This window comes from Pauljensenia sp. UMB10120, assembly GCF_030212035.1.
GTDB classification, from domain to species: domain Bacteria; phylum Actinomycetota; class Actinomycetes; order Actinomycetales; family Actinomycetaceae; genus Pauljensenia; species Pauljensenia radingae_A.
Map to the genome: position 1 here is coordinate 221,729 of NZ_JASODH010000001.1, position 19,617 is coordinate 241,345.

Annotated in this window: 15 protein-coding genes; 2 read left to right on the forward strand and 13 right to left on the reverse strand. The window is 57.3% G+C overall.

Translation table 11 applies throughout. From position 1 onward, the window contains the following. Positions 1–4: 4 nt before the first annotated feature. Positions 5–2,851 (reverse strand): excinuclease ABC subunit UvrA, encoded by a 2,847-nt coding sequence (gene uvrA, locus QP093_RS00980; RefSeq protein WP_070727140.1) that lies wholly within the window; start codon positions 2,849–2,851, stop codon positions 5–7. A 117-nt stretch (positions 2,852–2,968) separates the two neighbouring features. On the opposite strand from uvrA, the gene QP093_RS00985 reads away from it, so the two are divergent. Next, entirely contained in the window at positions 2,969–3,286 is a 318-nt protein-coding gene (locus QP093_RS00985) for a YciI family protein (RefSeq protein ID WP_070727138.1), read from the forward strand. A gap of 13 nt (positions 3,287–3,299) precedes the next feature. Here the strand turns inward: QP093_RS00985 and QP093_RS00990 are convergent, their stop codons facing one another. The 4 genes from QP093_RS00990 to uvrB all read right to left on the reverse strand — a co-directional run bounded on the left by QP093_RS00990 (position 3,300) and on the right by uvrB (position 9,898). Then, positions 3,300–4,085 carry an alpha/beta fold hydrolase gene (locus tag QP093_RS00990; RefSeq protein WP_285014110.1) on the reverse strand — a complete coding sequence of 262 codons (786 nt, stop codon included), beginning with the start codon at positions 4,083–4,085 and terminating at the stop codon, positions 3,300–3,302. Between the two features lie 32 nt (positions 4,086–4,117). Then, entirely contained in the window at positions 4,118–6,517 is a 2,400-nt protein-coding gene (locus QP093_RS00995; RefSeq protein ID WP_285014111.1) for an HAD-IC family P-type ATPase, read from the reverse strand. Next, the gene (locus tag QP093_RS01000) at positions 6,517–7,620 is read right to left on the reverse strand and encodes a TerC family protein (RefSeq protein WP_285014112.1); all 1,104 of its coding nucleotides are present in this window, start codon (positions 7,618–7,620) and stop codon (positions 6,517–6,519) included. The genes QP093_RS00995 and QP093_RS01000 overlap by 1 nt, the downstream gene beginning before the upstream one ends. Before the next feature lie 169 nt (positions 7,621–7,789). After that, the gene (uvrB, locus tag QP093_RS01005) at positions 7,790–9,898 is read right to left on the reverse strand and encodes an excinuclease ABC subunit UvrB (protein WP_058236656.1); all 2,109 of its coding nucleotides are present in this window, start codon (positions 9,896–9,898) and stop codon (positions 7,790–7,792) included. Between the two features lie 129 nt (positions 9,899–10,027). Here uvrB and QP093_RS01010 point away from each other — a divergent pair, with 129 nt between their 5' ends. Then, positions 10,028–11,734 (forward strand): alpha-glucosidase, encoded by a 1,707-nt coding sequence (locus QP093_RS01010; protein ID WP_285014113.1) that lies wholly within the window; start codon positions 10,028–10,030, stop codon positions 11,732–11,734. Positions 11,735–11,738: 4 nt separating this feature from the next. On the opposite strand, the gene QP093_RS01015 is transcribed toward QP093_RS01010, so the two are convergent. The 8 genes from QP093_RS01015 to QP093_RS01050 are packed head-to-tail and all read right to left on the reverse strand — an operon-like array spanning position 11,739 to position 19,507. Next, a complete protein-coding gene (locus tag QP093_RS01015) occupies positions 11,739–11,939 on the reverse strand; it encodes a DUF6199 family natural product biosynthesis protein (RefSeq protein ID WP_058236654.1) in 201 nt (66 codons plus the stop codon). Positions 11,940–11,948: 9 nt separating this feature from the next. Then, positions 11,949–12,644, reverse strand: coding sequence for a copper homeostasis protein CutC (locus QP093_RS01020; protein WP_285014114.1), 696 nt, complete (start codon positions 12,642–12,644; stop codon positions 11,949–11,951). Then, entirely contained in the window at positions 12,619–13,545 is a 927-nt protein-coding gene (locus tag QP093_RS01025; RefSeq protein ID WP_285014324.1) for an ROK family protein, read from the reverse strand. Before QP093_RS01025 ends, QP093_RS01020 begins: the two co-directional genes overlap by 26 nt. Positions 13,546–13,550: 5 nt before the next feature. Continuing rightward, positions 13,551–15,008 carry a M81 family metallopeptidase gene (locus tag QP093_RS01030; protein WP_285014115.1) on the reverse strand — a complete coding sequence of 486 codons (1,458 nt, stop codon included), beginning with the start codon at positions 15,006–15,008 and terminating at the stop codon, positions 13,551–13,553. Positions 15,009–15,064: 56 nt separating this feature from the next. Beyond that, a complete protein-coding gene (locus QP093_RS01035) occupies positions 15,065–16,465 on the reverse strand; it encodes a sulfatase family protein (RefSeq protein WP_285014116.1) in 1,401 nt (466 codons plus the stop codon). Between the two features lie 3 nt (positions 16,466–16,468). After that, positions 16,469–17,362 (reverse strand): carbohydrate ABC transporter permease, encoded by an 894-nt coding sequence (locus QP093_RS01040; RefSeq protein WP_285014117.1) that lies wholly within the window; start codon positions 17,360–17,362, stop codon positions 16,469–16,471. Next, positions 17,355–18,230, reverse strand: a complete 876-nt coding sequence (locus QP093_RS01045) for a carbohydrate ABC transporter permease (protein WP_285014118.1) — start codon at positions 18,228–18,230, stop codon at positions 17,355–17,357. The genes QP093_RS01040 and QP093_RS01045 overlap by 8 nt, the downstream gene beginning before the upstream one ends. After that, entirely contained in the window at positions 18,227–19,507 is a 1,281-nt protein-coding gene (locus tag QP093_RS01050) for an ABC transporter substrate-binding protein (protein ID WP_285014119.1), read from the reverse strand. Before QP093_RS01050 ends, QP093_RS01045 begins: the two co-directional genes overlap by 4 nt. Positions 19,508–19,617: the final 110 nt, after the last annotated feature.

Here is a 19,617-nt window from a genome sequence, read left to right on the forward strand (position 1 = left end):
AGATCTACTCTACGCTGAAGTCGAGAATTTTTCTCAAATACTGACCAGTGAATGATTCGTCGACGGCGGCAACATCTTCAGGTGTGCCCTCAGCCACGACCTGGCCACCGCCGGATCCCCCTTCAGGGCCCATGTCAATGATCCAATCCGCGCACTTGATGACATCCAGGTTGTGCTCAATCACGATGACCGTATTGCCTTTATCAACCAGTGTCTGCAACACCATCAAGAGCTTGCGAATGTCTTCGCTATGCAGACCCGTCGTCGGCTCGTCCAGAACATACACTGATCGTCCTGAGGAGCGTCGCTGCAGTTCGGACGCCAGTTTTACACGCTGAGCTTCGCCACCGGACAGTGTCGTGGCGGCCTGTCCCAGCCGCACGTACCCCAGGCCAACCTCGACGAGCGTGTTGAGATGACGAGCGATACGCGGCAGCGACTGGAAGAACTCCGCCGCTTCCGAGATGGACATATCCAGAACATCTGCCACTGTCTTGCCCTTGTAGTGGACTTCCAGTGTCTCCCTGTTGTACCGCTTGCCGTGACACACCTCGCACGGCACATACACGTCGGGCAGGAAGTTCATTTCAATGCGAATCGTGCCGTCGCCCTTGCAGGCTTCGCACCTGCCGCCCTTAACATTGAAGGAGAAACGTCCCGGCATGTAGCCGCGAACCTTGGCTTCATGCGTTTGTGCGAAAAGCTGGCGAATCAGGTCCCACACCCCGGTGTAGGTAGCTGGGTTCGAACGCGGGGTGCGTCCAATGGGTGACTGATCCACATGAATCACCTTGTCGAGGTGATCCAGACCGGTGATCGCGCGGTGGCGTCCCGGAACCATGCGCGCCCCGTTGAGGCGGGATGCGAGGGACCGATACAGAATCTGGTTAACCAGAGTGGATTTGCCCGATCCTGACACGCCCGTCACGGCGATGAACACTCCGAGAGGGAATGACACGGTGAGGTTATCGAGGTTGTTTTCACGCGCGCCTTTCACCGTGATGACGCGGGAGCGGTCCACCGGCCTGCGTTCGGTTGGAATGGCAATGGACCGGCGCCCCGACAGGTACTCCCCTGTCAACGAGTTCCGATTCTTCTTCAACTCCTCCACGCTTCCGGAGTACACGACCCATCCGCCGTTTTCTCCGGCACCCGGTCCAATGTCCACGACCCAGTCGGCCGATTCAATCGTTTCTTCGTCATGTTCGACAACGATCAGCGTGTTGCCGAGGTCGCGAAGGCGCTTCAGGGTGGCGATCAGGCGCTGGTTATCACGTTGATGCAGGCCGATAGATGGCTCATCCAAGACGTAGAGAACCCCGACCAGTCCCGACCCGATCTGGGTGGCCAGCCGGATACGCTGAGCTTCACCACCGGAAAGGGTTCCGGCCGCCCTTGACAATGTCAGGTACGTCAACCCCACATCGTTGAGAAACTTCAAGCGGGCGATGATTTCCTGCAAAATAGGGCGCGCAATGAACTGCTGTCGCTGGTCGAGCTCGAGCTCACTCATGAAACGCTCGAGATCAGCAATCGACAGGTTCGACACCTCGGCAATGTTCAGGCCACCGATGCGCACAGCCAGCACTTCCGGCTTCAGGCGGGCACCCTGACACACGGGACATGGCACCTCACGCATGTACGCTTCCAGGCGTTCCAACGTTCGATCCGACTCAGTTTCCTCACGCTTGCGTTCGATGTAGTTGACAGCGCCTTCGAAGCCAGTCGTGTAGGAACGCTCGCGCCCCCACCTGTTACGGAACTTGACTTTCACTTCGTAGTCTTTGCCGTACAGGATCGCCTGGCGCGCCTGACTGGGCAGCTCCTTCCACGCAGTCCTGGTCGAAAAGCCGAGCTCCTTACCGAGGGATTTCAGCAAGCGTACGTGGTACTTAACGTTCCGGCTCCACGGTGCGACAGCCCCATCCTCAAGAGACAGTTCTTCGTCGGGAACGACGAGGTCAGGGTCGACTTCCAGCCGCGAGCCGATCCCCATACATTCAGGACATGCACCGTAAGGAGCGTTGAATGAGAATGTGCGAGGCTCGATCTCTTCAAGTGCAAGTGGATGGTCGTTCGGGCAGGCGCGCTTTTCAGAGTAGCGGCGCCGCCTGTTCGGATCGTCCGCGTCCAGATCCACGACGTCAATGACAACCAGGCCTTCCGACAGCCCCAGCGCTGTTTCTACCGAGTCAGTCAGACGCTGCTTCATACCGTCGCGCACCACCAGTCGGTCGATGACGACTTCGATGGTGTGTTTCAGCTTCTTCTCAAGGGTCGGCGCGTTCTCCAAACGCACCACTTCACCGTCAATCAATGCGCGTGAATAGCCGGCAGCGCGCAGATCGTCGAGTAATTCGCGGTACTCACCCTTGCGGCCACGCACGACGGGTGCGAGGACCTGGAAGCGGGTGCCCTCCTCCATCGAGCGCACACTGTCCACGATCTGCTGCGGGGTCTGGGCGGTGATTTCAGCGCCACACGTCGGACAGTGCGCAGTGCCCGCCCGTGCGAACAAAAGACGCAGGTAGTCGTGGATTTCAGTGATCGTGCCTACCGTTGATCGCGGGTTACGTGAGGTGGATTTCTGATCGATGGACACTGCCGGAGAGAGGCCTTCGATGAAGTCAACGTCAGGTTTGTCCATCTGACCGAGGAACTGGCGCGCATATGACGACAGGGATTCAACGTAGCGGCGCTGCCCCTCGGCAAAAATGGTATCGAATGCGAGAGATGACTTTCCGGAGCCGGACAGGCCGGAAAAGACGATCATCGCGTCGCGAGGTAACTCGAGGTTGACGCTTTTGAGGTTGTGCTGGCGCGCTCCGCGCACGATCAACTGGTCTGACACCCCTCGATCCTACGGCTCCGGCGCGATTCTCGCACATCTGTTCCATGTGGGGTGGGTGCGCAGGATCTGTTCATGCATTCAGGCGCGCCGCGATCGCAATGCTGGGATAATTGACCTATGCGTATCTATGTCGTTGAGTACACGTATGACACCAAGTTGAATTCTCTGACGCAGGATTTCCGCCCGGCGCACCGCCGTTTCCTGCGGGATCTGTATACGAAAGATGTTCTGCTGTCCTCAGGTTGGCTCCGCGATGCGATGCATGAGGGTGCCCTCATCATCTTGAAGGCAGAGTCCGCCAATGTGGCGCTGAAGATCCTCGAGGATGATCCGTTCTACGTTCAGGGGTTCATCATTGATCGGCGCATCATGCAGTGGGAACCGACCATCGGCAGCCTGGCCGAAGAATTCGACACGAAGTTCCCGTACTCGTAGATTTCGGCTGCCTCTAGTCGACCAGCCCTTTGAGAGCCCGAGCCACCAGCTCCGGCTTCTCAACGGCGCTCATATGCCGCGCTTGAGGGATGCGTGCCACCTGCACAGTCGCCCCTCCACTACGGATGGTGCGGGCCAGTTCGTCAGCGCCCGCCCAGTTCAGTGAACCGTCCTCTTCAGCGCTGATCAGGAGGGTTGGAGTGTGGATGCTCGCAACGTCGCCACGCATGTCCGTACTGGCGAGGACCTCGCAGCACTGCGCGTATCCCTCGTCATCACAGTTTTCGAAGATCCTGCGAATCGCCTCAACGCGGTCAGCACCCTCCCCCGAAGCAAATTCAGGCATGAACCAGCGCTCGAACGTTGCGTCCACCAGGCTTGCTGTGCCGTCGCGACGCACAGCCCCAGCTTTGTCGTACCACTGATCAGGCTGACCATTGATCGGCCCGGCACTCATGACGGTGAGGCTGCGCACCCGCTGAGGATGTGTGATTGCAGTAGCCATGGCGACCATGCCACCCAGTGACAGTCCGGCGCAATGAAACGTATCGACGCCGTGATCATCCAACGCGCCAAGCAATGCTTCCACAACGTCGGTCATCGTCAGTTCACGGTCGACCGGAGCAATCGGTGTTCCTCCGTGCCCGGGCAGATCGTAGAGGACGATATAAAAATCGTCGCGAATCAAGGGGATGACGCTCTCCCACATGTCGTGGCTTGATCCCAGTGAATGTCCCAGCACCAACGCCGGAGCATCCTCGTTTCCCAGGATCGTCAGCGGCAGCTTCCATGCAGTCATCTTCAACTCCTTCACGCGGTATCTCCGCACTGTCAGTCTAGTGGCGCACCGTCCGTTTCAGCCTTTCGCTGGTGGCGCAATGAGTATGCGCGATGCGCCGCTTCGATGAGGATACAGGCGGTAAGGCCGCACGCGAGGATCACCCATCCGTCGTGCGCTGCCGGCCACTCCAGCGCAAAGAAGTCGCGGATGAGTGGAATGAATACTCCCGCGATGGCACAGATCAGCATGAGTGCAATCAGTCCGGCGCGCCACGAATTGACCGGGCGTGCGGTAATGGACAGGAGCCACAGTGCACCACACATCAACGACAACGCGGCAGCGGTTTGGCCCTCCACTTTTCCTACGCCCACCATCCAGTACGCAGTCAACGCAGCTGCAGCCAACACGCACCCTGATGGAACGGCCAGGCCGAGCACGCGCTTCAAATATCCGCTGACGTATCGTCGCCTGTTCGGTCCCAGCGCGATGAAGAATGCCGGGATTCCGATGGTCAGCGCATCAATGTAGGTGAAGTGACGGGGCAGGAACGGGTAGTGCCAGGCGGCAAGCGCGCAGATCACGGCTATGAGGCTGGCGTAGACCGTCTTGGCCAGGAAGAGCGCGGAGACACGTTCCATATTCGCCATGATGCGCCGCCCTTCAGCGACGACCCCTGGCAGAGCTGCAAACGCTCCATCGACCAGCACGATCTGCGCCACCGCTTTCGTGGCGCGGGCACCGCTGCCCATCGCGATTCCCAGGTCGGCATCTTTCAGGGCAAGTGCGTCATTGACGCCGTCACCCGTCATCGCGACAGTATGCCCGCGAGACTGTAATGCCCGCACCATTGCGCGTTTTTGCTCCGGAGTGACACGTCCGAACACATCATGATCCATCACGGCCTGCACGAACGCGTCGCTGTCCATGTCCTCAGGCAGGGTGCGCGCATCCATCCCGCGAATCGTCGCCTGGTCCTCACGCAATGAGGCCACGCTCGCGATAGCCTGCACAGTCGCAGGATTGTCACCTGATATCACGCGTACCCGCACGCCCTGCCGGCGGAAATACGCCATTGTGTCAGCAGCGTCGGGGCGGATCTGTTCGCGCAGGACGATCAGAGTGTTCGGCTGAAGTCCCTGCAGTAGTTCCTCCTCCATTGACGAGGGAGCTGCCGGCGCACAGCTGAGCACCACAACGCGAAGTCCCTGGTCGGCAACGCGCGTGACGTGTTCCAGCACGTTCGCGTCAGTCACCGTCATTTCCGGAGCGCCCAGCACCCAGGCCTGCTGTCCATCACTGAATCCCGACCATTTGCGTGTCGAATTGAATGGGACGCTCCAGTTATCAGACAGGTCAGCTGGCTCCACCCCGAGTGCCTGCGCCTTCAGATGAGCAACGATCGCTTCCGCAGTTGCGTTGTGTGTGGAAGCATTGAGTGTCAACAGTGCGCGGGCGGCACCCTCGTCAATTCGGTCACCGCTGTCACCCGCGCCTAGGGGAATCATAGAATCGACGCTCACTCCGCCGGTAGTCAGCGTTCCCGTTTTGTCAACGCAGAGGGCATCCACACGCGCGAGGACTTCCACCGCGGGAAGCTCATTGACGAGGACTTTGCGCCGTGCCAGTGTTGCCGCGCCGAGGGCGAAGTTCATGGAGGTCAGCAGAACCAGGCCCTGCGGGATCATGCCGACAACTGCCGCGATCGCCAGGACGAGTGCGTGCCGCCATCCACCGCTGAGCGGATCGAGGCGGATCTGCGACCATACGATCAGCGCGGTGACGGGCACAATCAGCCACGAAATGACCCGCAGGACGCGGTTAATGCCCTGCTGAATCTCGGACGTGGTGCGCGTGAACCGGCGGACCTGCTCTGTGAGCGTATGGGCATAGACGGCGTTTCCGACAACAGTGGCTTCGATAAGGCCGTCACCTGAGACGACAGCGGTGCCGGCCAGGACGCGGTCACCCTGCTTTTTTCTGATCGGTACGGATTCGCCCGTCAACAAAGATTCGTCAATGTCGAGGCTGTGGGAAGTCTGCACGATTCCATCGACGGGAACCTGGTCCCCCAGGCGCAGCTCGATGATGTCGCCGCGTACCACGTCTTCCGACAGGACCTCGCGCTCTTCACCGTCCCGCCACACCAGCGAATGCGGCGCGTCGACAATCGCCAGGGAATCGAGCGTTTTCTTCGCGCGGTATTCCGCCGCGATACCGATGATGGCGTTGAGTACCATCACGCCGCCGAACACTGCGTCCCGCCAGTCCCCCACAATCAGTACCACAACAATTGCGGTGGTAAGGATCGTGTTGAACAGGGTGAAAACATTCGCTCGCGCTATTGATCCGAGCGAGCGGGACGTCTTCGTATGGTGATGGTTGACCTCACCCTGACGGGTGCGTTCTTCCACTTGCGCGGCCGTGAGGCCGGATGGCTTGGGTGCTGGCATCAGTCCACTGACGGACGCGGCTCAGTATGCTGCTCGTCGGAGTCAGCGACCTCACGCACCGAGGAGCGTGCCGCATCCTGCTCGGCCTTGGCACTGCGATTAATCGGCTGAGGTGCCCGCAGGGCGTTTGAGTGGCGTGACTTCAGGATCGAGGCGATCACCGTGATGATCAGCGTTCCGGCGATGACGGCCAGTGAGAGCGGTGTGCCCACCTCGGGGACGCTTTCGAAGCCCTGTCCACCGTTAATGAACGGCAACGTGTTCTCATGCAGGGCGTGCAAAATGAGCTTCACGCCGATGAAGCCAAGAATGACGGCCAGGCCGTAGTGAAGGTACACGAGACGATCAAGCAGTCCGTCGATCAGGAAGTAGAGCTGACGCAGACCCAGCAGGGCGAAGGCGTTGCACGCGAAGACCAGGTACGGCTCTTTCGTGAGGCCGAAGATTGCCGGAATGGAGTCGAACGCAAACATGAGGTCGGCTGACCCCAGAGCGAGGACCACCAGCAGCAGCGGTGTCACAGCAGTCTTTCCGCCATGGCGATAGAGGAACCGGTCCGAGTAATACCCGTCGGTGACGGGAACGATGCGGCGCACGAGGCGGATGAACCCGTTTTCACCCTGTTCGGATTCTTTCTCGTCTCCGCCGGTCCCCTGGCGTGCCTGAGAGTATGCCGTCCATAGCAGCCATGCACCGAAGATAAAGAAGACCCAGGAGAAGCGCTCAATCAGTGCGGCGCCGATCAGGATGAAGATCAGGCGCATGACGAGCGCAATGATGATGCCGCTGAGCAGCGCTTTTTGCTGATATTCTCGCGGCACTCTGAACGAATTCATAATGATGACAAAGACGAACAAGTTGTCGAGCGACAGGGACCATTCGGTGATCCAGCCGCCGTAGAACTCTCCGGCATACTGGCCGCCATAAATCGCCCAGATCCCGATTCCGAATAGCATCGCGAGAGAAACGTAGCCCACAGTCCACAATGCCGCCTCTTTCATGGTGGGGGCGTGCGGTGTACGGACATGACCGATGATGTCGATAGAAATAAGCACAATGACGACGAGGCCTAGGCCGACCCAGCCGAGCGCGTGAACGTCCACGTAAAACCTTCCGTGTTCGGGGTGATACAGCCGAGGTCTGGTCCGCCTGTCTGCGACAGGCCTCGGTACCGGGTTCGCTGCGCGCACGTAGCGTCCCGAGATGACGATACCGGGTTAAAGGATTACTCCCCTCGTGGATCTCATACTACCGCGTTCAGACGCCCCGGAATCAGTTTGCTTCCTTCATCTGTCGAAGCTCACGTTTGAGATCCGCCACCTCGTCACGCAGCCGGGCGGCCAGCTCGAACTGAAGATCGCCTGCCGCCGCATGCATCTGCGCTGACAGGTCGTCAATGAGCTGCGCCAGTTCAGCTTCAGCCTGAAGTCCCAGTCGCTCACGGGTATCCCTGGCGTGGCGCAACACGTCGTCGCTGGCTCGGGCATGTCCGATGGGCTTGCCGGAGCGTTCCTGACGGTACCCACCTTCCAGCAGTGATTCCGTGTCAATGTCCTCGCGTGCGAGCATGTCTGTCACGTCAGCGATCTTCTTGCGCAGAGGTGTCGGATCAATGTGATGTTTTTCGTTATAGGCAATCTGCTTGGCTCTGCGCCTTTCGGTTTCCTCAATCGCCGCACGCATCGAATCGGTGATGTTGTCGGCGTACATGTGAACCTCGCCCGACACGTTACGGGCTGCGCGGCCAATCGTCTGAATGAGGGAACGCGTTGAGCGCAGGAACCCTTCCTTGTCCGCATCCAGAATGGACACGAGCGATACTTCGGGCAGGTCGAGGCCTTCTCGAAGCAGGTTGATCCCGACAAGGACGTCGAACTTGCCCTGACGCAGTTCCCGCAACAGTTCCACGCGGCGCAACGTGTCGACATCCGAGTGCAGATATTCGACGCGAACGGAGCGTTCGGCCAGATACGTGGTGAGGTCTTCTGCCATTTTTTTGGTCAATGTGGTGACGAGGACGCGCTCATTGCGTTCCACACGCACCCGGACTTCTTCGAGCAGGTCATCAATCTGTCCCGAGGTAGGCTTCACAATCACCTTCGGATCGACTAGGCCAGTTGGGCGAATGATCTGTTCAACAACTCCGTCGCAACGCTCGAGCTCGTAGGGGCCGGGTGTGGCCGACAGATACATGGTCTGCCCGATGCGCTCAACAAATTCATCCCACTTCAGTGGTCGGTTGTCCATTGCCGAGGGAAGACGGAAACCATGATCGACGAGGGTGCGCTTACGCGACATGTCGCCCTCGAACATGGCACCGATCTGCGGGACCGTGACGTGAGATTCATCGATAATGAGCAGGAAATCGTCCGGGAAATAATCCAGGAGAGTGTGCGGCGGCGTGCCGGGGCCGCGACCGTCAATATGGCGTGAATAGTTCTCCACACCCGAGCAGGTGCCGACTTCCTTGAGCATTTCCAGATCATAGGTTGTGCGCATGCGCAGTCGCTGCGCTTCGAGAAGTTTGCCCTGAGATTCGAACCATTCGAGGCGTTCGGCCAGTTCATCCTCAATCGACTTGATCGCACGCTTCATACGCTCTTCGCCAGCGACATAGTGAGAGGCCGGAAATAGGTAGACCTGGTCAACGTCACGTATTACGTCGCCTGTCAGCGGGTGCAATACGGCGAGCTGGTCGATTTCATCACCGAACATTTCGATGCGGATAGCGAGTTCCTCGTACACCGGGATGATCTCGATGGTGTCCCCGCGCACACGGAACGTGCCGCGGGTGAATGACATGTCGTTGCGCACGTACTGCATATCCACGAAGGCGCGCAGCAAATCGTCGCGGTCAATGACCATTCCTCGCTGCAAATCCACCATACGTGCCACGTATTCTTCAGGCGTGCCCAGGCCGTAAATGCAGGACACCGACGAGACCACAACCGTGTCCCGACGCGTCAGCAATGAGTTGGTTGCCGAATGTCGCAGGCGTTCAACCTCGTCATTAATGGAGGAGTCTTTCTCAATATAGGTGTCTGTCTGAGGCACGTATGCTTCAGGCTGGTAGTAGTCGTAGTACGACACGAAGTATTCGACCGCGTTCCTAGGCAGGAATTCGCGGAACTCGGCGGTGAGCTGAGCGGCCAGCGTCTTGTTCGGCTCCATGATCAGGGCGGGACGCTGAATCTGTTCGATGAGCCACGCGGCCGTTGCCGTCTTGCCGGTGCCGGTCGCGCCCAACAGCACGACATGTTGTTCCCCACCGTTGATGCGTTCGGCAAGCTCACGAATCGCGTGTGGCTGGTCGCCTGAAGGGGAATACTCCGCGATCACTTCGAAAGGATGTTCCTGGCGTAAGATTCGTTGCCCGCTCATACGTCCCACCGTAGTCGCTGCTAACTGCTACCGCCTCCCGCCCATGGAGCAAGTGTCCTAGACTCGTATCTATATGAGTGCCTGCATGCGCCATAAGACCAGAGTTGTCTTCGATGAAGGTGGATTACCGTGACACATACTGCTGATCAGCCCCAATGGTGGAAGTCCTCGACTGTTTACCAGATCTATCCTCGGTCTTTTCAAGACTCCAACGGTGACGGCATCGGTGACATTCCCGGCATTACCTCGCGAGTGCCGTATCTGAAGAAACTCGGTGTTGACATCGTGTGGCTGTCTCCCCTGTACCGCTCTCCTATGGCCGACATGGGATACGATATTGCGGATTATCAGGATGTTGATCCGATGTTCGGTACCCTCGATGATCTTGATGAGCTGATCACGCAGCTGCACGCACACGACATGCGCCTGATCATGGATCTTGTAGTTAATCACACCTCCAACCGGCATCCCTGGTTCCAGGAGGCGCTCGACCCCGCATCAGACAAGCGCGACTGGTACATCTGGCGCGACCCGCGCCCGGGAGCAACCGCCCACGAGGTGCCGGCAGGGCAGCGCCGCGGTGATGAGCCTAACGACTGGACTGCGGCATTTAACGGCCCGTCATGGACGTGGCACAAAGCCTCCCAGCAATACTACCTGCACCTGTTTGCGCCTGAGCAGCCGGATTTGAACTGGGACAACCCTCAGCTGCGCCAGGCGATCTTCGAGATGATGCGCTGGTGGCTTGACCGAGGCGTTGACGGCTTCCGCATGGACGTCATCAACCTGATTTCCAAGCCTGAAGGATTCGACCAGCCTGGCGAAGGCTCTATCACATCGGCCGCTTTCGGCCCGCACTTCCACGAGTACATCCAGCAAATGCACCGCGAGGTGTTCGACCGCTATCCCGACCGCGTGTTCTTCACCGTCGGTGAGACACCGGGTGCCACACCCCATGATGCGATTTTGACCTCTGATCCGGCGCGCCGCGAGTTGGATATGATCTTCCAGTTCGAGCACATGGGGCTGGACAGTGCTGACGGGGACAAGTACCACATTCGCGATCTGCATTTGCCTGACATGAAGCGCAACCTTGCGCGCTGGTCGCAGGAACTGGCTGGAAAGGGCTGGAACTCCCTGTACCTGTCGAACCACGATCAGCCGCGTCCCCTGTCGCGCTATGGCGATGAGGAGAATCACCGCTACCATTCAGCCACCGCATGGGGCGCGATGCTGCACGCTCACCCGGGCACACCGTTCGTGTTCGAAGGCGAAGAGATCGGCATGTCGAACTACCCGTGGTCCGGTATCGACCAGTTCAAGGATGTGGAAACGATTGGTCAGTGGCGCCAGTCAGTCACCCTCGACGGCCAGGATCCTCAGGCAGTGTGGCCGGCGATCGTGAAGATGAGCCGCGACAATGCCCGCACCCCGATGCAGTGGGATGCGACCGAGAACGCCGGATTCACGACCGGTGAACCGTGGCTGCCGGTGAACCCGAATTATGAGACGGTCAACGCGCAGGCACAGGTTGACCAGGCAGGCTCCACGTTCGAGTTCTACCGCGCGATGATCGCGCTGCGCAAGCAGTATCCGATTCTGGTCGAGGGTGACTTCGAACTGGTCGAGCCAGATGATCCATCGATGTGGTGGGTGCGGCGCACCCTGGGCGACCAGGTGCTCGATGCGGTGGCGAATATGTCCTCGCATTCCATTGCCTGCGCTGTCCCCGACGGCGACGTGATCTTGTCGAACCGTCGTCACGACAATGGTGACGAGTGGGAGTACGCGGCTCTGGCCCCGTGGGAAGTCCGGTGGGTGATCCACCCAGCTTAAGTGCTCACCCGACCAGGGTGCTGCCCAGGTAAACGGCCACGAGAATCAGCCCGACCCCGGCGATGCGCTGAGAGATCAGTGCTCGCGAGGGGGCGGGCTGTTCCGATGCTTGCGTGCCGCGTACCAGAAGCTTCCAGATGATCTGCGGGCGGATGACCATCAGGAGGCCAAGGGCGCCAAAAAGGACGACGAAAAACCACAACATAAGGTGATTTTACAAATTCTGCCCGCGAACCACAGCGACGATTCGCTGCGCCTCGTCAGGATCGGTGCGTCCTGGCTGCTGTGCCGGAGCACGCATATGCACTTCGGTCGCTCCGGTGCTGTGGATCACAGAGGCGACATTGTGCGAGCGTAAACCGCCTGACACGAGGATGATCATCTCTCCAGCTGCGCGGTCTGTCAGGTGGCGAATATTCTCCACGTTGACCACAGACGCATCACCGCCGGTGGTGAGCACTCGATCGAATCCCGCACAAATAAGCTGGTCGAGGCTTCGGTCCATATTCTGCACGGTGTCGAAGGCACGGTGGAAAGTCAGTGGTCTCTCCCCGGCCGCGTCGCGCCACAGTGACAGCACGTCCTGATCGATCTCGTGGTCACTGGTTAGTCCACCGACGACGAAACCCACCGGTATGTCGGTGTGGTCGGTGCGTTCACGCAGGCGTCGCATCGCCTCGGCAATGTCGCGTTCCTCACCGGAGGGCATCACGAATGTGCCGGGACGGGGGCGGATCAGCACCTGCATCCCGCCTGACGGTGCGACGCTGAGCGCGCTGTCCACCACTCGATCAGAAGGAGTCAGGCCTCCGCAGCTCAGGTCATCGCACAGTTCGACTCTGTCGATGCCCATCTGTGAGGCAATCTGCACTCCCTCAGTGTCTTCAACACATAGCTCGATAACCGTCATTGATCTTCCAGTCGTTCCATATCTGCCGGTTCGCAGCCTGGGCACCCAGGATCGCGGCTCCCCACTTCCCTGCCTCTGCGCCCAGGCGGGCCGTCACAATTTCGGGAGGTGTTCGCCACGCCATCAGGTCACGCAGGTGACGGCGCACCGGTTCCAGCAACGTCTCACCGGCGTTGGACAGGCCCCCGCCGACAACGAAGCGAGTGGGGTCGAGGGCGAAGGTGAGGTGCGCGAAACACAGGGCCAGCGCGTAAGTGGCGGTATCCCATACCTCATCTGCAATGGGGTCGATTCCCAGCAGATCCTCTACCGTGCGAGCTGTTGCCTCTTTGCCGGTCTTCTGCGTGAAGCGTCGCGCGATGGCTTTTGCTGATGCGTACACCTCCGTGCAGCCTCGCTGTCCGCACGTGCATGCTTCACCATTCGGAATGACCGGCGTGTGGCCAACTTCTCCGGCGCTGAAGGCATCACCTGCCCACGGTCGGTTACCGTGGCAGATGGCTGCCGAAATGCCGGTGCCGATGGGAACCATGATGAAGGTGGGTGCGCCCTGGCCAGCGCCCAGGAGACCTTCAGCCAATCCTGCTGCCCGCCCGTCATGTCCGAGGCGCACCGGCCGTAAGCATGCTTCCTGCATGCGCTGGGCAAGGTTCACGTTCTTCAGTTCGAGGTTAGACGCATACTTGATAACGCCGGCCTCTTCGTCCACCACACCAGGTGTGATGACACCGATTCCGGCGACCTCTGGCCACTTGTCCACGATGGTCCGGGCGACGTGGCACGCTTGTTCGACCACGTTGCCCGGACGCGTGTCCAGGTGTACAGCATCGGTGACGTGTCCAGCTGAGTCCACCAGGAATGACTTGATGGACGTACCGCCAACATCAACCCCCGCAACCACGGTGTTCAAGAGATAAACACCTCTACGTCCAGTTTGGCGTCGGTCACATCCTCATCGAATGGGAACATCGGTCGGTCAATGCGGCGATGTCCCAGACGAATCAGATCCTGATCAACTCCGCCTGGAGTCAGTGCCATCATCCAGTCGGCCTGCGCCTTGTACAGATCCGGTTCCAGGTAGCCGATCTTGACTACCACGACATCGGGATCATCGATCGACAGCCCCAGTCGCTCATATTGCACGCGAGAATGGTATTGCATGCGCTGAGAGGTCACAATGACAGTCAGGCTATTGATCTTCAACGCACAAGTGCGACCACCCTCCGGATCGTCGATTACTCGGAGCACTGTCGCGTGGACCTTTTGCGGTCCAGGTTCACGCGTATCGATGTGCGCGCCCAGCTCAACATCGACCTGTGCCCCTTCACCGGCCTGATCCGCCACCTTCACGGCATTCGGATCAACCAGCGATGCGTACAGAACGTTGAGCGCCTCGTCCTTTACCGGTGCCCACTCCACGAGCTCCGACAGCGCGGCCGTGCAGTCGTCAGCACCGCCAGCACCGGGGTTGTCTCCGGAATCCGAAATGAAGAACGGACGCGGAGCGTCGAGGGCGTGCTCAAGGCACTCGCTCATGGTCCCCACGGGTGCAACGAATTCGAACTGATCGCGTACATCCCAGAAATGCTGAGCCAGACGCAGAGCCTGAGCTTTCACGTCCTCAGCGTCATCGCCTGTGACCACAACGGCCCCCTGGCAGCGTGGCTGATCCGCCCATGCGAATCCGACCCAGATTGCCGCGTCAAGAATACCGGGACGCTTTTCAACCTCCGGAATCATGGCATACAGCGACTTGGCTGGTTCAATACGTGTCGATGTCTTCTCACCAGGCAGCAGCACCGGCACGTGAACCAGTGCCTTAGCCGGCCTGCCTTTGCCACTGACCAGTCGTTCCACTAGGTTCACCGCTGCTCGCTTGCGCGATTCGAACGCATCCTCATGGGGTGCCATCCTGTAGCAGGTGAGCAGATCGCATCCTGCGAACAGGGCTCGGGACACGTTTCCGTGCAGATCCATGGAGGTCGAGATCAGGGGTTTATCTCCGACAACTGCACGGACGGCTGTGATCAGGTCACCCTCGGTATCGTCGTATCCCTGAGCGGTCATGGCGCCGTGGATGTCGAAGAAGACTGCGTCGACAGGTGCAACGGCGGTTAAGCCGTCGACTATTTCCTGCCGCCAGGCTTCGTAGTCTGAGCGCAGCACCTGGCCGCCCGGCAGTGCGCGGGCGTGAAGGATCGGGATCCATTCGACCTGGCGCGCCCAGTCCTCCTCCATCCACGTGTAACGTGCGAGCAGCTCCTCACCACGGCTGACCTGGAAATCCTTTTCAGTTGAAACGTATGGGGTAAAAGTCGAGGACTCGATGTGGAGCCCACAAATTGCTATTCGCGGAAGAGTCATTTCACCATCGCTTTCCATCTAAAAACATCTGAAGTCTGAGATCCGTACCACTCGTTCTACTCTTCGAAGATGATGTCAGGGTCCTCATAGCCAGTCACTGACTCAAATTCCGTCCTCAGCAACATAGCCTCATTCCACTCCGAACCGGCGAGGTCTTCCCTCTCAGACGGGTCCTGCTCGAGGTTATACATCTGACCGGTTTGATCGCGTTGAGCAGGACGACCAACAGGTTCCGAGAAACCTCCAGAACCTGAACTCCAAATTGCCTTACAATTCCCCTTCCGCAAAACCAAACTGCCGTCGTAAGACGAAACTCCGATGACACGCTCAGCATCGGAATTCGAAGAAACTAGATCTATTCCGTCGGTCTCAGATATGTCTGATAGGCCCATTAAGGTGCACAGTGTGGGTAAGAGGTCAAGGAGGCTCATAGGTGTGTCAGATTCGAAGGCTTCTGAACCGGGTCCGCATGCGATCAGCGGCACTCTATGTCCCCCCTCGAAAACATCAGCCTTCTGGCCTCTCCATGACGAGTTCGGCCGGTGGTGAACGACATCGCCGTCTTCAGGGAAAATCATCGGCGCTCCATTGTCACTCGTGAAGATGAACAGAGTATCGTCCAATACACCCAGCTCATCCAGAAGCTCCAGAATCCTTCCCACCATCCAGTCGACGAGCATTACCGAATCCCCACGCAGACCAGCCTGCGACTTTCCACGAATAAACTCGGGGGGCACGCAGGGGCGATGGGGAGCAGCAGATGCTACATATGCCAAGAATCCCTGCTTAGCAGACACCTGATCGGAAATCCATTCGAGAGCCTCACGCGTAACCGTAGTGTCAACTTCATCGTCCTTCCAGCCTTCGACCTGCAGTCCAGGCCTTTGAGAAGTGACCCGAGGTTCTTTCTCACGATCTGGAATCCCAACCGTTCGATCTTGACTCAGGAAACAGTAAGGAGGCATGTCCAGAGAACCCGCGATGCCGAAAAAGCGATCAAATCCATGGTCTAGTGGACCGTCCAAGAAAGGCTTAGAGTAATCAATCTCCCTACCATCTCCCTGCATATCGGGAGTCCAACCTTCTTCGAACGCGCTGTTAACGGTTCCCGCCTTCGACTGCCACCCAAGCCCAAGGTGCCACTTACCGAATGCTCCGGTCACGAAGCCGGCTCGCTTCGCATAGGTCGCGATTGTAGGAACCGTTCTCTCAATAATGGCAGGGTCGGATCCACCGAGAACGCCCTTTTTCAAGGGGCTTCTCCAAGGGAAGGAACCCGTAAGGATTCCATACCTACTTGGTGTGCAAACAGCGGAAGCTGCGTGACAGTCTCGAGCAATCCACCCGTTCTGTGCTAGGCGCTCAAGATTAGGCGTAGAGATTTTCTCTGCCCCTAAAGGGGTGATATCGCCGTACCCTAAATCATCTGCAACGAAAAGGACAATGTTCTTTACCACCGCTTACCGCCCCGCAAGTCCAACCGTCGCGATGCCTTTGACCAGATGTCTTTGAAGCACGATCACGACTAGCAGCGTCGGAAGAATAGAGATTACCGAGGCAGCGAGAATCAAGTGCCATTGCGCACCATGTTCGCCGACAAATGACTGCAAACCTAACGGCACTGTACCTAGCTTCCGGACGTCATCAATAGCAATCAATGGCCACAGGAAACTATTCCAGTTCGTGATGAAAGTCCAGACACCCAGAACAGCAAGAGACGACTTCGCCATCGGGAGAACAATTCTTGTAAAGGTTTTCCAATGCGAACATCCATCAATACGAGAAGCCTCAACGATGGCGTAAGGCAGATTAAGGAAAAACTGCCTCAAAAGGAACGTACCAAAAGCACCAAAAGCGAATGGCAAAATGAGAGCCTGCCAAGTGTTAATCCATCCCAATTTCTGCATAAGCAAAAACATAGGAATAACCAAAACTTCCTGCGGAATCATCATCGTTGAGAGATAAAGAAGCATCGTGCCATCTCGGCCACGCCAGCGGAGAATTCCGAAAGCATAGGCAGACAGCGACGAAACAGTCAGTACAATCAAAGTCGCGAGAGCGGAAACAATCACGCCGTTAAGAATGTATCGACCGAATGGTGCCTGAGAGAACACTTCTATATAGTTGCTCCACCGAACCTCAGAGCCAAAGAGTCTTGGTGGCTTCGAGAAGATCTCGTTCTTCGGCTTTAGCGACGAAGTGATTGCGAAGAAAATCGGAAAGATATAGCAGACCGCCAAGAAAGCAAGGCAAAATTCAGCAAGAAACTTGCCAATCTTAAGAGGCTTATTGTTACGCATAGTTCCTTTTTCCAGGGCGATTGAACTGTCGCCCACTAAAATCTTCTCACTCATAATGAACCCACTTCTTCTGTCCAAACCACTGGAATAAAGTCACAATCAAGATGAGGCCAAACAGTACGATGGCTGGCGCAGCGGCTTCACCGAGCTGCCCACTCTGGAATGCCGTTTGGTAGATATTCATGACGACTGTAGAGGTTGCGTGACCTGGACCTCCCGCCGTCATTACAAACGGCTCGTTGAAAACTTGGAAGGCTTGGATCATGGTGACGGTAGTAGCGAAGAAGATTGATGGTGTCAGGAGCGGAATCTTAATTTGGAAGAGCAGTCTTATAGATGACGCCCCATCAACCTTGGCGGCCTCAATTACCTCATTCGGCAACTGGTCGATAGCAGCTGAAAAAATCAAGGTGTTATAACCGAATCCTTGCCATATGATGACAGCGAGGACAGCGAAAAGGGCAGTTGACTCCGTCGCAAGCAAGTTTGGAAGCTTAATGCCGAAGATGCTCGCAATCCATGAAAAGAACCCATCTGGTTGATACAGCATCTTCCATATAACTGCAGTGGCGACAGAAGGTGTCACAACTGGTAGAAAAAAGACTACTCGATAGAACTTTGCAAAACGGCTAGTGGCTATCCAAAAAGCCATTGAAAGAGTCAAAATCAAGTTGATAGGCACAATCAGGAGAGTGAAGACAATCGTGTTACGCAGTGAAGCGAGGAATCCACTCAGCTCGTTTGTGAGTTCCTTGTAATTTGCGAGACCCGCAAAGCTTATCTCGCCAAAGGTCGGCCAATGAAAGAGGCTCGTAACAAAAGCAAGAACTGTAGGAAACACGATAAAAAGAGTTAGTCCCACCACGCTCGGTGTCATGAAACCGAGCGCGGCAGGCAACTCCGACCGGCGAGCGCGAGTCACTTAGAGGCCTCCTCGACCGTCTTAAGTGCTTCTGCTGGTGTGGTCGATCCCGAGTATGAGAGCACGAAATAGCGCGCAATCTGCTTAGTCGTTTCGTCCCAATTACTCGTCGAGATGAAGGGAATTGCATTTTGGGATGCAGCTTCCATCGTCTCTCGAGCCTGTTCAGAGTAGCCCGGATTCTTGGTATCCACTGATGCAGCCATCGACTCGAAGAACGCATCCATGGCGCTCAAACGTGCAGGTGCAGAGCCTCTCTGAGCCTGCTCCATTGCAGCTTCCTCCGAAGTGATGACTTCAAGAACCTTTGCCGCAGCTTCCTTGTTTTCACACGACGACGAGATACCGAAGCCAGAGTTAGCGGAGAATGTTCCACTGCCGTTCTTACCCGCAGGTAGTGGCACCGTACCAATCTTGAATTCAACATTCGACGCGTTATCTGCAATGTTCCACGTCCCATCAACCGCCATCGCAACGTTACCGGCTAGGAATTGTTGCTCGCCCCAAGGGACATCAGAACTGCTTGCCGGAGTGCTAGCAACATTTTGTTCTGTTGATAGACCCGAATACCATTCAAATGCCTCTTGCATCTCTGGCGTACTCAACTGTAGCTCACCATCTTTGGAAACAGGCGTTGCGCCGTTAAAAGAGTGAAGCATAGAGAACATATGAAGATCCGAGAACGACTGGCCGAATGCGAGTTTGTCGGTCTTCTCGGTGATCGTCTTTGCTGCCTTTTCGAAATCTTCAATGGTCCATGAAGGATCGGGCACAGGGAGGCCAGCAGCGGCGAAAATATCCTCGTTGTAATACATAACCAGGGTCGACATTCCAAAAGGAATAGCGTACTGCTTACCGTCATACTGCAATGCTTTGAGAGAGCCGGCATCCCATTGCTCGGCTGAAAAGTAGCCTTCAGGCATGACGTCGTCAAGTGGCGTCAATGCATCCTTGAAGGCAGGAAGTCTTAAGCTTTGCATCGAGATCAGACAAGGTGCAGTTCCGCCTGCCAGCTGCGACTGTAGCTTCGTGAAATAATCAGCAAACGGTGCCTGCGTGAGGTTCACCTTGACCGCCGGATCCGCTTCCGACGCCTTGGCCGCTAACCCTTCCCAGATTTTATTTAGCTCGTCCCCTTGGTTCCAAAAAGTCCAGTTAATAGTAGTATCTCCGCCCGCCGAAGCGCTTTCGGCTCCAGAGTTGTCGGAGCAGGCAGCCATGCATCCAAGCAGGCTGACCGAGGCAACTACTGCGGCGATTTTTCGAATTGATTTCACGAGAACCTCCACATCGAGTCAACATCGTCCTTATGGCACGATAGACTTAATTAGACCCCTTATTAACCTGTCTGTCAACTTGGCGCATTCGGTGTGTCAGACACTAAGCT